This window comes from Marinomonas posidonica (assembly GCF_043643765.1).
Classification (GTDB): Bacteria; Pseudomonadota; Gammaproteobacteria; order Pseudomonadales; family Marinomonadaceae; genus Marinomonas; species Marinomonas posidonica_A.
Genome location: NZ_JBHZSP010000004.1, coordinates 60,226 through 72,774, shown reverse-complemented (window position 1 = coordinate 72,774; position 12,549 = coordinate 60,226). Strand labels below are relative to the sequence as shown.

The 12,549-nt window shown below is 47.0% G+C and carries 11 protein-coding genes; 7 read left to right on the top strand and 4 right to left on the bottom strand.

The window, feature by feature from the left end:
• Positions 1 to 50 precede the first annotated feature (50 nt).
• The 3 genes from ACHUFM_RS05815 to ACHUFM_RS05805 all read right to left on the bottom strand — a co-directional run bounded on the left by ACHUFM_RS05815 (position 51) and on the right by ACHUFM_RS05805 (position 4,027).
• A complete protein-coding gene (locus ACHUFM_RS05815) occupies positions 51 to 1,643 on the bottom strand; it encodes an ABC transporter substrate-binding protein (RefSeq protein ID WP_394180465.1) in 1,593 nt (530 codons plus the stop codon).
• Between the two features lie 476 nt (positions 1,644 to 2,119).
• Positions 2,120 to 2,989, bottom strand: coding sequence for an NAD(P)-dependent oxidoreductase (locus ACHUFM_RS05810; RefSeq protein ID WP_394180463.1), 870 nt, complete (start codon positions 2,987 to 2,989; stop codon positions 2,120 to 2,122).
• Between the two features lie 417 nt (positions 2,990 to 3,406).
• Positions 3,407 to 4,027 (bottom strand): SGNH/GDSL hydrolase family protein, encoded by a 621-nt coding sequence (locus tag ACHUFM_RS05805; RefSeq protein WP_394180461.1) that lies wholly within the window; start codon positions 4,025 to 4,027, stop codon positions 3,407 to 3,409.
• Between the two features lie 112 nt (positions 4,028 to 4,139).
• On the opposite strand from ACHUFM_RS05805, the gene ACHUFM_RS05800 reads away from it, so the two are divergent.
• Entirely contained in the window at positions 4,140 to 5,600 is a 1,461-nt protein-coding gene (locus ACHUFM_RS05800; protein WP_394180459.1) for a coniferyl aldehyde dehydrogenase, read from the top strand.
• A 114-nt stretch (positions 5,601 to 5,714) separates the two neighbouring features.
• Here the strand turns inward: ACHUFM_RS05800 and ACHUFM_RS05795 are convergent, their stop codons facing one another.
• Positions 5,715 to 6,464 carry a DeoR/GlpR family DNA-binding transcription regulator gene (locus ACHUFM_RS05795; RefSeq protein WP_394180457.1) on the bottom strand — a complete coding sequence of 250 codons (750 nt, stop codon included), beginning with the start codon at positions 6,462 to 6,464 and terminating at the stop codon, positions 5,715 to 5,717.
• A 140-nt stretch (positions 6,465 to 6,604) separates the two neighbouring features.
• Here ACHUFM_RS05795 and ACHUFM_RS05790 point away from each other — a divergent pair, with 140 nt between their 5' ends.
• Genes ACHUFM_RS05790 through ACHUFM_RS05765 form a run of 6 tightly spaced genes read left to right on the top strand, consistent with a single transcriptional unit; the run spans position 6,605 to position 12,445 of the window.
• On the top strand, positions 6,605 to 7,582 hold the full coding sequence (locus tag ACHUFM_RS05790; RefSeq protein WP_394180455.1) for an ABC transporter substrate-binding protein: 978 nt from the start codon (positions 6,605 to 6,607) through the stop codon (positions 7,580 to 7,582).
• A 50-nt stretch (positions 7,583 to 7,632) separates the two neighbouring features.
• On the top strand, positions 7,633 to 9,315 hold the full coding sequence (locus ACHUFM_RS05785) for an ABC transporter permease (RefSeq protein ID WP_394180804.1): 1,683 nt from the start codon (positions 7,633 to 7,635) through the stop codon (positions 9,313 to 9,315).
• A complete protein-coding gene (locus tag ACHUFM_RS05780; RefSeq protein ID WP_394180453.1) occupies positions 9,303 to 10,361 on the top strand; it encodes an ABC transporter ATP-binding protein in 1,059 nt (352 codons plus the stop codon). Before ACHUFM_RS05785 ends, ACHUFM_RS05780 begins: the two co-directional genes overlap by 13 nt.
• Positions 10,358 to 11,458 carry an MBL fold metallo-hydrolase gene (locus ACHUFM_RS05775; protein ID WP_394180451.1) on the top strand — a complete coding sequence of 367 codons (1,101 nt, stop codon included), beginning with the start codon at positions 10,358 to 10,360 and terminating at the stop codon, positions 11,456 to 11,458. Before ACHUFM_RS05780 ends, ACHUFM_RS05775 begins: the two co-directional genes overlap by 4 nt.
• Positions 11,442 to 11,996, top strand: a complete 555-nt coding sequence (locus ACHUFM_RS05770) for a histidine phosphatase family protein (protein WP_394180449.1) — start codon at positions 11,442 to 11,444, stop codon at positions 11,994 to 11,996. The genes ACHUFM_RS05775 and ACHUFM_RS05770 overlap by 17 nt, the downstream gene beginning before the upstream one ends.
• Positions 11,993 to 12,445 (top strand): phosphatase domain-containing protein, encoded by a 453-nt coding sequence (locus ACHUFM_RS05765; protein ID WP_394180447.1) that lies wholly within the window; start codon positions 11,993 to 11,995, stop codon positions 12,443 to 12,445. The genes ACHUFM_RS05770 and ACHUFM_RS05765 overlap by 4 nt, the downstream gene beginning before the upstream one ends.
• Positions 12,446 to 12,549: the final 104 nt, after the last annotated feature.

The following is a 12,549-nucleotide window of genomic DNA, read 5'->3' as shown; positions in this document are numbered from 1 at the left end:
TGACTTTCTCTCATCAACAAGTAGGCATTATTTGTCCGAATTAGGACAATTTATTTGCTTACGTTATAGAAGTAATGACCACCTAGAGGGTCGATTTTGTACCCTTTAACGTCTTTGCTGATTGGCTCATAGACAACAGAGTGTGCCACCGTGATCCAAGGCGCTTCGCGCTTGAAGACCACTTGAGCTTGCTCGTAATCCTTAGTACGTTCAGCTTTGTCAGAGGTTTGCTTCGCCGCTAGTAATAGGTCGTTGAACTCTTCGTTACACCATTGCGCACGGTTTGAACCACCGACGCCATCACAACCTAGCAAAACGTATAGGAAGTTATCTGGGTCACCGTTGTCACCAGTCCAACCTAGTAGTACCGTGTCGTGCTCACCTTTCTTAGAACGGTTTAGGTATTCACCCCATTCGTAAGAAACGATTTCCGCCTTCACACCGACTTTAGACCAGTCTTCTTGCATGATTTCAGCCATACGACGCGCATTTGGATTGTATGGACGTTGTACCGGCATAGCCCAGATGTTAGTTGAGAAACCATCTGGATAACCCGCTTCGGCTAATAGTTTTTTCGCTTTAACAGGGTCATATGGGTAGTCCACGACATTGTTGTTGTAAGACCACATAGTGGGTGGAATTGGGTTTTTCGCCGCTTTACCTGCGCCTTGGAAAACCGCATCAATGATGGCGCTCTTGTCCGTTGCTAGGTTAAGGGCTTGGCGAACTCGAATGTCATCAAACGGTTTTTTCTGCGTATTAAACGCAAGATAACCAACGTTCAGACCTTCTTGACTCATTAGATTGATGTTTGGATCCTGATCCATTTGCTCAAGATCAGCAGGATTCGGGTACGGCATCACATCACATTCACCGGCTTTCAATTTCGCGTAGCGAACAGAAGCATCAGGTGTGATAGAGAAGACTAAGCGATCCACTTTGGCTTTGCCTTTCCAGTAATCTTTAAAGGCTGTGTAGCGAATCAAAGAGTCTTTTTGGTACTGAACTTTCTGGAATGGACCCGTTGCGACAGGGTTGATATCAAGTTGCTCCGGTGTGCCTTGCTTCATTAGATAATCAGCTTGTTCTTTCGAGAAGATAGACGCAAAGTCCATCGCCAAGTTGGCAATGAAAGGCGCTTCTGGCTGATTTAGAACAAATTTCACCGTGTAGTCATCTACTTTCACGATGTCTTTGATTAGGTCACCCATACCCATACCGTTGAAGTATTCGTATGAACCACCTGAAACAGTGTGATAAGGGTTGTTTTTGTTCCACTGACGGTCAAATGTGAAGATGACATCGTCTGCATTAAAGTCACGTGTTGGTTTGAACGATTTAGAAGAATGGAACTTCACACCCTTACGCAAATGGAAAGTGTACTCAAGGCCATCGGCAGAAACATCGTAGCTGGTCGCCAAGCCTGGCTCAGTTTCAGTGGTGCCAAGTTTGAATTCCATCAAACGGTTGAACATGTTTTTAGATGTTGCATCAAACGTCGTACCAGACGTGTAAAAAGCTGGGTTAAAGCCTTCAGGACTGCCTTCTGAGCAGTAAACCAAAGTAGTCGCCGCATGAGCAGTAGTACTAATGGCACCGGCGGTCATTAGCGCGAGCGTTAGTTTTGCTAGCCCTTTTTTCATTTGAACTCTCCATTAACATAATTATATTCGTGCTAAGCACGTGGGAAGTCGATATTCGTTACTTTTGTGATCAGGTGGGAAAGAGCCTTCTTATTGATAAAACAAGCCCCATTTAAACTCCAAGTTTAAATGGGGCTGTTCTGCCTCATCCTTGAGCCCCCTTTAGCCATATGACAGATCCGATGAACAGACTGTCAAAACAGCGTTGTTGAAGAGTACTGAAGCAATCAGCAATGACCAATCGAAATAACGATATGTCCTATACGTCTAATGAATAGAGATTTTCGATAACGAAGGTAAAGGCTTGTTATATCTGGCTTGAAGCACGAAAAAGCAAAAACTGAATGAGGCAAAAAAGTGCAAATTCATTTTCTCAGTTTAGAAAAGTGATGGGTTCAGGGAGGAAAAAAATGTGTAAAGAGACAGGGATTAGCGCGCTTTGCCAGAGAGACATGACCTCTCTGGCTCAAAAAGTATTAGGTAGTTTGGTCAAGTGCTTTGATTAAAACGGACGTGTCTTGGCGACCATGACCTGCATTGATCAGTTGCTGATATTTGTCGTCGACTTCTTGTGTCAGCGGTAAGCTCAGTCCCATTTTTTCCGCTTGCGCTAAACAAAGACCAAGATCCTTATGCATCCACTCAATGGCAAAACCAAAATCAAATTCATCCTTGGCCATGGTCTCTCCGCGATTTTCTAATTGCCAAGAGCCCGCCGCGCCGTGTTTGAGAGTATCGACCAAGGTTGCCATGTCCAATCCTGCTTGCTGGGCAAACCGAATGCCTTCAGAAAGTCCTGATAAAACACCTGCAATGAGAATTTGATTCACCATCTTGGCCACTTGGCCTTGACCCACATCCCCCATGAGGCTGGTGGCTTTGGCATAACAGTCTAATACAGGCTTGGCTTTTTCTAAATGAGCGAGTTCGCCCCCAATCATCACGGTTAATACCCCATTCTCGGCACCTGCCTGGCCTCCAGACACTGGTGCGTCCATAAAGTCATAACCTTTTTTATTGGCGGCATGTAGTAAGGTTTTTGCGACTTCAGCGGACGCGGTCGTATGATCAATGAATAAGGTGCCAGGTTTGGCGCATTGGAAAGCACCATTTTGCCCTAAGTAAACGTCTTTGAGATCCTCGTCGTTGCCAACACAGGTCAGCACAATGTCAGCATCTTTTGCCGCTACCGCAGGCGTTTCTGCATAGGATCCAGCAAAGCGATCACACCATAATTGCGCTTTTTCGACTGAGCGGTTGTAAACCACAACAGAATGACCTGCTTTACTTAAATGTCCGGCCATTGGGAACCCCATGGTACCGAGTCCGATAAAGCTAACCTTCATATTATGCGTCCTTTTTCTCTCAAGTGTGCTTTGTATCATACGTCGATCATTTTAAAAATTGAGGTACAAAATGCATTAAATTCCGACATACAGTTGGTTTTTCAGGGGGAACCCGGTTTATTTGAAGCAAAGAATTGGCACACAGCATCTTGTGGATAACTTTGTGAACGAAATGCAAGCATGGCCGATTATTTCATCTAAATCGAAAAAAGGCTGGATAATCGTGCATATTTTGTACAAATTTTCACTTTTCATAACAATCATTATTAGGACTGTTTTTTTGTCAAGATCTAACACCCCATTAATTTCTGCCAATTTTTAGATTCACTCGGAAGAAAAAAATGAGAGAGCGTTTATTTGATGTCTCTCAACTATCAAAAAAACGCTATAAATCCCTATAAAAACAGTATGTTATATTTAAAATCTGTCTTTTATTAATTCAAAAATGGCGTTAGCAAGTTGCTCATTTCCTTGTGTATCTAGGTGGACACCGTCGATATCACTGGGTTGTAACACACCTGCGGAGTTTAAGAAGAGACATTGATTCTGTGAGGTAATATCTTGGTAATGTTGATGAAAGTATTGGGATTTTTCAGTGGCGCCGCTAAAGCTTTCAGACATCGCGCCTTTTGGGGATAAAATATTTGGTGGTGCAATGATCAACAGGCTTGGACTAGGGAATCCATGATCACTTGGCATTCTTGACTTTGCGATCAACTTTTCCACGCCTTTTGCAGCTTCATAAGCACCCACATTGAAGTGACGCTTTAGATCATTGGTGCCCAGCATGATGATAAGAAGGTCGACAGGCCCGAAGGTCTCCAAAGCGGCTTGCAGATAGGTTAAGCCGTTTCGTCCTTCTAAAAAAGGATCGTTCCAAATGGTGGTTCGTCCGGGTAAACCAAAATTAATGACTTGGTGTTGAGAGCCGAGTAAGTGATTCAAAATAGATGGCCAGCGCAGACGTTTAGGGTAGCGACCACCATTTGGTATGCTGCCCCAAGTGAGAGAGTCGCCGTAACAGAGTATGGTTGCCATAATACGTTCCTTGCTCTTATTCTTAGTAGATTAAAGTGTAGCCAACCGCCGAGGGTTAGGAAACGACATTGATCAATAAATGGACAATTTCCTTTTTGTTAGGTGCGCTTGGATGAATAATAAAATCAATAATTCTTTTGAGGCAGACATGAACAGCACCCTTATTGATTCGGAAGCACAACTTAACTCGGCTTTCGCTCGTTTGAAATCATTGACTCGAACCAAACCGTATCCTTCTGAAGAGGCTAGACGGCAGTTATTGTTGAGCCTAAAAACAACCCTATTAGAGTATGAAGTCCCCTTGTTGGACGCGTTACAGCAAGACTTCGGCTGTCGCGCCCATGCTGAATCGCGTTTGATTGAGTTGGTGCCGCTATTGGGTGAAATCAAACATGCCTTAAAGCATTTACACAAATGGATGAAACCGAGTCGACGATCTTTGCATATGACCAGTTGGCCAGCCAGTGGCAAGGTGTTTTATCAACCTAAAGGGTTAGTGGGTGTGATCGCGCCTTGGAATTACCCTGTTTTGCTGTCTCTGGGGCCCATCGTTGGCGCCATCGCGGCAGGTAACCGAGTGATGTTGAAGGTGTCGGAGTTTTGCCCGGCGACCAATAAAGTATTACGCCAAATTTTACAAACCGCTTGCGGTGATGAGTGGGCTGAAGTGATAGAAGGTGAAGCGGACATTGCCAATCAATTTAGTCAATTGGCATTCGATCATTTGCTGTTTACGGGCTCGACCAACGTTGGCCGTATTGTGATGAAAAATGCCGCTCAGCACCTCACCCCTGTCACATTGGAATTGGGGGGCAAGTCACCTCTCTTGATCACGCCATCGGCGGACTTAGTGGATACTGCGAAAAAATTGGTCTTTGCTAAGCTTATTAATGCAGGGCAAACCTGCGTCGCACCGGATTACGTGTTGTGCCATGAGTCACAAAAAGCGGAGCTAATTGAACACCTTAAAAAGGTATTAGCTGATCAATATCCGCAAGGCATTGCCAGCCCAGATTACACCAGCATCATTAATGATCGACAGCTCTCACGTCTGCAAGGCTACCTAGAAGAAGCGCAAGCATCTGGGGTTCAATGCGACAACCTTCTACCACAAGGGCCAGATACCTTAGAAGGAAAGCTTGCATTGTATGTTTTGCATGAGGCTAAAGAAGAACTCGCGGTGATGCAGGATGAAATTTTTGGGCCGATATTACCGATACTCACTTATCAGACCATAGACGAAGGGTTTCAATACATACAGCAACGCCCTCGTCCTTTGGCCATGTATTTATTTACACAGCATAAAGAAGACGAACAACGTTGTGAGCAAAGCATCGCCAGCGGAGGGTTGGTGATCAACCATGCTTTGATTCACGTGGCTCAATCTGATTTGCCTTTTGGTGGCGTGGGAGACTCTGGCATGGGGGCCTATCATGCCGAAGAAGGCTTTCGAACCTTGTCACATAATAAAGCGGTGTTGCGTAAGTCTGGTGTGAATTTGGTCGCCCTGATTGCGCCTCCTTACGATCGATGGGTGCATCGCATTGTGGCGAAATTCTGGCCACATTTGTAACACGCAAATGCGTGTTTAAAAAGCCCCACGCACTTAACCGTCAGTGCTTGGGGCTTGGTCTAGGTTCCGGCCAAATACCTTCTGTGCAATGTCTACAAACATGGCGTGTGCTGGTCAATACAATACTTCAACGCCTTGATAGGTCAGGGTACTTAATAGCGCGGGAGCAGGTTGTTGGTCGGTAATGATACAATCATAGTCGCTCATCTTTCCCCATAAACAACGAGATTCAGTATCAAATTTTGTGCTGTCGATCACCAAAATACGATAATGACAATGTTCTACCAAGGCTTCTCTGGCCATGACTTCTTCGTCGGTGAAATCAAATAAATACCCTTGTTTATTGGTCGCCGCGACGGAAAAAATACCAATGTCGGCGCGATAGCGTTGGAAAAAGCGCATGGCATCACCGCCAATAACATCTTGGTCACGCATTCGTACTCGGCCGCCCGAAATCGTCAGCTCGCAATCTGGGTGTTCACATAAATTGCGTGCGGCATGCAAGTTGGTCGTCATCACTTGTAGGCCTTGAAAGGACGTCAGCTGACTCGCCACTTCCGCGACACTTGAACCACTGCCGAGAAAGATTGATTGATAATCCGCAATCTTGCTCACACACAGGTCGGCAATGTGTTTTTTGCCTGCGGCATGACGAATCCGCCGTTGGTCAAAACTGATATTTTCACGATGTGGAAATGGGATTACTTCGCCGTGACTGCGCAGTATGAGTCCTTTTTCCGCCAACAATCGAATGTCCGAGCGAATGGTTTGCACCGAAACCGAAAACTGGTCTGCGACGGCTTGTAATGTCTGTCTTCCTTGTAAATTCACCCATTGGACAATTTCATGATGTCGCTTATTCATAGGGCTGAGTCCTTTTCGTGGTTTTTTACGTGGCTTTTCGAAGCGAAAGAAGGTCGCCATTAAACGAAAATTTTTTGTCACTATAGTGTCAAATTGTGTCGGTATTGTTGCAGCTCACTTATCAAAAAGAGAGTTTCCCAATGACCGTTAAGAAGACTTTATTGATATGCGCAGCGGCACTTGCTTTTCCTCTTTCTGCGCAAGCTCAAGAGACGTTGACCCTGTATACCAGTCAGCCAAACAAAGACGCGCAAATGACAGTGGACGCTTTTGAAGCGGAAAATCCAGACATCAAAGTAGAATGGGTTCGTGACGGCACCACGAAGTTGATGACCAAATTACGCGCTGAATTGTCTTCCGGCGTGGTGAAACCTGATGTGCTGTTAATTGCCGACAGCGTGACCATGGAATCCATGGTGTCGGACGGTTATTTAGAATCCTACTTAAGTCCTAACCGCACACAATACGAAGACAGTTTGTACAGCGATAAGGGTTATTACTACGGTACAAAATTGATCACGACGGGCATTGTTCGTCATCAAAAAGCACCACAACATCCAACGGATTGGTCGGATCTGGCGAAGCCTGAATATAAAAACCAAGTGGCCATGCCTAGCCCTTTGTATTCTGGCGCGGCACTGATCCACCTTGCGACCTTAACGGATGACAAAACGCTAGGCTGGAATTACTACGAGCAATTGCACGCGAACCAAGTGAAAGCCCAAGGCGGCAACGGTGGTGTATTGAAAGCCGTTGCGTCAGGTACAAAACCGTATGGCGTGATTGTGGATTTCTTAGCCATTCGTGAAGCGGCGAAAGGCTCGCCGATCGAGTTTATTTTCCCTAAAACGGGCGTAAGCATGGTGACGGAACCGGTTGCCATTATGAAAGGCGCGAAAAATAAAGCGGCCGCGAAACGTTTTGTGGATTTTCTGTTGTCCAAAGACGGTCAGCAGTTGGTATTAGAGCAAGGGTATTTACCTGCTCGTGGTGATATCGGCGTCCCAGCGGGGTTTCCTAAGCGTGACGCGATTCGTTTGATGCCATTTGATGCGGCGAAGACGCTAGAAAACAATGAAGTGAATAAAGCTCGCTTTAGCAAGATCTTTGAAGGTTAAGCAAGATGACGCCTTCTTTGTTAAAAGCACGAGTTATGGATGGATTGACGATGGACAGCCAGCTTCGCTGGTTGTCCATTGGACTCTTCATTTTGATTGCGACCTTGAGCCTTGTGCCGAGTTTGCGGTTGCTGGTGGAAGCGCTAAGTCATGTTACCTTTTCGGCGTCATCGCCTTTGGCGGAAGTATTACGCAGTGAGCGTACTTGGATTGCCTTAAAAAACAGCTTTTATACGTCTGGTTTAGGCACCTTGATTGCCGTGATTCTAGGCGGCGGATTTGGCTTTATTGTTACTTTGACGAACATTCGTGGGCGCGCCATTTGGGTGTTCTGCTTTATGTTGCCGATGATGATTCCACCTCAAGTCACAGCATTGAGCTGGCTACAATTGTTTGGTCCGGCGAGTCCTATTTTAAACACCTTGGGCATTGCGCCTGCGTTGGGTAGCCCACAGCCGATGTATTCTGCAGAAGGCATTGCCTTGTTGTTGGGTATCCAAAGTGCGCCCTTGGTGTATCTCGCTCTTCGAACGCAACTGATTGCATTACCACAAGATTTATTGGAAGCCGCACAGCTGTCGAAAGCATCTCAGTGTCGAGTTTGGTTCGACATCATTGTGCCGTTATGTCGCAGTGCGATTATCGCGGGGGCGGCATTGGCGTTTGTTTCGTCGCTGGGTAATTTCGGTATTCCTGCGATGCTGGGTATCCCCGCCGGTTACATTGTTTTGCCTACCTTGATTTATCAGCAAATGGCGGGATTCGGTAACGATATGCTGAGCCAAGTGGCTGGGCTGTCGATGATCATCGCTTTGTTGGTGTTGGCGGGCATGCTTTTACAGCAATGGCTGCAGCAGCGTAGCCGTTATGCCTTACTGGGTCACACGGCGCAGTCGATTTCATTTCGCTTACAGCGCTGGCGTTTACCACTGGAAGTGCTGTTGGCCTTGATACTTTGTTTTATTTTAGTAGCACCTTTGTTTGCCTTGGTGGTGAGTTCGTTGGTGCCTGCTTTGGGCATGTCGCTGACGTCCGACACCATTACTTTGTCTGCGTTTTACGAGATGATCAGTCGCCAAGGCGTGACGTCACGAGCGTTTGAGAACAGTGTTTTCTTGGCCTTTTCCTGTGCTTTGGTTCTCATGTTGGTGTCCTTGCCTTTAGGCTATTTGTTGATGCGTTTGCCAATGCGCACCAGAGCCGTGATTGCCAGCTTGATCGAAGTGCCTTATGCCATCCCAGGGATTGTGTTGGCGATTGCCTTTATTTTGCTGTTTGCCAAACCCTTGCCCTTTATCCAAGTGAGCCTGTACGGCACCTTGGGCATTATCTTTTTGGCGTACCTTTCGTGTTTTTTGAGCGTGTGCTTGAAGCCAGTATTAAGCGCCATGTCCCAGTTAGATCCTGCGTTAGAAGAAGCTGCGCAACTGGCGGGCGCAAGGCCGCTGAAACGCTTAGTCGATATTATTCTGCCGCTCACGGCTCCCGCCTTTTTCGCGGGTGGGTTATTGGTGTTTCTCATCTCGATTAATGAGCTGACGGTGTCGGCTTTGCTGTGGAGTGCGGGAAACGAAACCTTAGGCGTACTGATTTTTAACCTCGATGAAAGTGGCGACAGTGTACTGGCTTCTGCCATTGCCGTGCTGGTGGTGTTGCTGGTTGCAGGGCTGATGAGCCTATTGAGCTTGTTTGCTTCCCGTCTGCCGAAAGGAGTGATTCCATGGCACGATTAATATTAGACAATCTACATAAATCTTTTCATGGCGATCCTGTTGTTAAAGGCTTGAGTTTGACCATTGAACCGGGCGAATTTGTCGCGTTGCTTGGCCCGAGCGGCTGTGGTAAATCGACTATTTTAAGAATGTTAGCGGGATTTGAAGCGGTTTCTGACGGACAAATCCTTCACGGAAGCGAGTGTCTTTCTAGTTCGAGACAGCATGTTCCGACGGAAGACAGAAACTTCGGCATGGTTTTTCAATCTTACGCGCTGTGGCCGCACATGAGCGTCAAAGACAATGTTGGTTATCCGCTTAAGGTGCAGAAGATCCCTGCCGCCGAGCGCAATCGACGCATCCAAGAAGCGTTAGAGATCGTTCAGCTTGAAGACTATGCCGATCGATTGCCAGCACAGCTCAGCGGCGGACAACGTCAGCGCGTGGCATTGGCGCGAAGTTTGGTGACCGAACCGGACGTGGTGTTGTTCGACGAACCATTGGCGAACTTAGATCGTCATTTACGTGCCACTATGGAAGAAACCTTCCGCGCGTTTCATAAGCGTACGGGCGCGACCATCGTTTATGTGACTCACGATCAATCCGAAGCCATGTCGTTGGCAGATCACATCGCGGTATTAAACAAAGGTCAACTTGTGCAATGGGGAACGCCACAGGAATTGTACGCCACGCCGAAGAACACTTGGTTGGCGAACTTTATCGGTCGAGGTTCCGTGTTAAGTGTAGAAGCGATTGCACCTCAGCAATACCTTAATAGCGCCGACTTACATCGTTTGATTGATGGCTATTCGCCACAAACAGTCTCCAGCAAGGTGTTGGTTCGACCACAAGATATTGCGTTTGTTGATGCAAGTGCCGATGTTGCGAATTCAAAACCGCTCGCCGTGACCGTTCGTAACTGTATTTTCCGGGGCGAGCGTTATGACATCGAGTTAAGGCTAAACGATGGTCAGACGTTATTGGCTTACAGCGATGTGCCGATGACGCTTGATAGCCAGCATCATGTGCGTCTAGGGCAGGCTTGGTCGCTTGAGAGTGAGTCATGAAAGTTTGCGTAGATATTCTCAGTGGTGCTGGCCGAAAAACCGCCGCGGCGATTTTGGTCACTTATCAAGCATCGCCTCATGCTCGAACACTGCGCTTTTTACTGGATGCTGGAGGCGCGTTAGAAGCGGACGAAGCCAAAGGTTGGACGCAACCCGCTCATTTAGATGCCATATTTATTTCCCACGATCATCAAGATCACATGGGCGGATTAGATGACGTAGACAGCAAGGTGCCAGTGTATGCGACCTTGTTGGTGCAGAAACAGCTACCGAGTCATCTGAATCTACAGACCTTGCCGGTGTGCGGCACGACCTTGGTTGAAGGCATTGAAGTCACCACAGGCTCCGCAGGGCATTCGTTTGGCGGCATTTGGCTACATCTCAACATTGGGAAGGGGGTGTTCTACAGCGGCGATTTCAGTCTGGAATCTACCTTGTATCCTTTCACTACGCCGCCGCAAGCCAGCATCGCCTTGCTCGATGCGTCCTATGGTTTGTACGACAATTCATTAGAGCAATGCAAAAGTGCCTTGGTGAATTTCCTTAGTGATGAGAGAGCGTTATTGATGCCAGTTCCACCAAGCGGACGCGCCTTAGAAATTGCCTGTTGGCTGACGTCGCTTGGTTTCGACGATTGGACATTAGGCGAAGATTGTTTGTCACCAGAGTCGGCTTTGGCCGCACCCATAGAAGGTATTTGTACCGAGGTCCGACCTATCTTAGAACGTATTAAGAGCCAGCCGTTTAACCCAAATGCCAAGGTGGTGTTATGCGGTGACCCTGATGGCATGAGTGGGGAGGCGGCAGTATTACTACAGCAGCCAGAGCGTTATTTACCCGTTTATACCGGACATCTTCCTGAACACGCCCGACAAGCCGTCAGCGAAGACAGGGCCCACTTTGAACGTTGGAATGTTCATCCGCGCAAGCGAGATCTCAAGCGTCTTGTTGATCATCTTGAGTGCGATCTGTGTTCACCCCTCTTTCACCAGATGAAAGACCTAAATGAATGGCGGCAGGCCCTTGGCCCAAGCGTTACTGCAGATGCTTATATTGAGTTAGAGTATATAGAGTTAGATTATGACCTTACTTTCTAAACCTTTTGTCTTTGCTCGTCATGCGCAAAGCGAGTTCAACGCCGCGTTTCGCATTGGTGGTTTTACCGACAGTCCATTGAGTGAAAAAGGTATTCAACAAGCCCAACAAGCGGCGCCGATACTGAGCGCTATTGAGTGGAGCGCGGTGATTACCAGCACACTACAACGCACTCAACAAACCGCATCTTACGCGGTGCCCAATCAAGTCATCCACCCTTACGAACAGCTTAAAGAGCGCAACTGGGGCGATCTAGAAGGTTGTCCGATTGAGCAGCAACTGGCCTATGAAATTACGCCGCCTAATGGCGAATCTTGGCATGACTTTGAAGCCCGTGTTATCAGCACGCTAAATACTATTTTAAGTGAACATGATTGGCCGTTAATCATTGCGCATTCGGGCGTGTACCGTGTGTTGAACAATGTGATTAATGGCACACCGTATTGCCCCAGAATTGGCAATGTGACCCCGATTTCTTTCGTTCCCAGCCAAGATGAAAACGGCTGGAATATCACCCCTTTTAAAGGAAGATTTTTATGACTCCAAACGCCGTTATTGTTGATTTAGATGGCACCCTTGCTGAATTCGATCACACTCAAGTTGCCCATTGGGTATTGGGCGCTGAAAAACATTGGGACCCGTTTTTTGAGCACATGAAACATGCGCCAGTGATCGAAAATGTGCTGCGATTGGTGAATATTCTTAAGCAACAAGGCCAGCATATTTTGATTTGCAGTGGTCGTCCTGAGTCCCACAAACAGCACTCGCTTGAATGGATTCAAAAACACCATATTCCGTGCGATGGCATATATTTACGTCCAGAAGGCGCCGATGCTGTGCCAGACGAAGAGGTGAAAAAAGCCTTGTTAGAGAAAATTCATAGTGATGGCTTCTCCCCTTGGTTGGTATTGGATGACCGCGACGCTGTGGTGCAGGGTTGGCGTAATTTGGGTCTGACGTGTTTACAGTGTGCGCCGGGGAATTTTTAATTAGAACGAAGAGCCAAGGAACATGGAATAAATAGCAGATTTTATCCTCATGGCTAGCCTTGTTATCTAGCTCGCGCTAGCATGTGGGACATTTTTTTGGAGCC

What these genes read in the sequence shown, in the direction of transcription:
- ACHUFM_RS05790 (WP_394180455.1), top strand. Translation starts at nt 6,605, where the DNA reads ATGACCGTTAAGAAGACTTTATTGATATGCGCAGCGGCACTTGCTTTT.
- ACHUFM_RS05815 (WP_394180465.1), bottom strand. Translation starts at nt 1,643, where the DNA reads ATGAAAAAAGGGCTAGCAAAACTAACGCTCGCGCTAATGACCGCCGGT.
- ACHUFM_RS05765 (WP_394180447.1), top strand. Translation starts at nt 11,993, where the DNA reads ATGACTCCAAACGCCGTTATTGTTGATTTAGATGGCACCCTTGCTGAA.
- ACHUFM_RS05775 (WP_394180451.1), top strand. Translation starts at nt 10,358, where the DNA reads ATGAAAGTTTGCGTAGATATTCTCAGTGGTGCTGGCCGAAAAACCGCC.
- ACHUFM_RS05795 (WP_394180457.1), bottom strand. Translation starts at nt 6,464, where the DNA reads ATGAATAAGCGACATCATGAAATTGTCCAATGGGTGAATTTACAAGGA.
- ACHUFM_RS05800 (WP_394180459.1), top strand. Translation starts at nt 4,140, where the DNA reads ATGAATAATAAAATCAATAATTCTTTTGAGGCAGACATGAACAGCACC.
- ACHUFM_RS05810 (WP_394180463.1), bottom strand. Translation starts at nt 2,989, where the DNA reads ATGAAGGTTAGCTTTATCGGACTCGGTACCATGGGGTTCCCAATGGCC.
- ACHUFM_RS05805 (WP_394180461.1), bottom strand. Translation starts at nt 4,027, where the DNA reads ATGGCAACCATACTCTGTTACGGCGACTCTCTCACTTGGGGCAGCATA.
- ACHUFM_RS05770 (WP_394180449.1), top strand. Translation starts at nt 11,442, where the DNA reads ATGACCTTACTTTCTAAACCTTTTGTCTTTGCTCGTCATGCGCAAAGC.
- ACHUFM_RS05785 (WP_394180804.1), top strand. Translation starts at nt 7,633, where the DNA reads ATGGACAGCCAGCTTCGCTGGTTGTCCATTGGACTCTTCATTTTGATT.
- ACHUFM_RS05780 (WP_394180453.1), top strand. Translation starts at nt 9,303, where the DNA reads ATGGCACGATTAATATTAGACAATCTACATAAATCTTTTCATGGCGAT.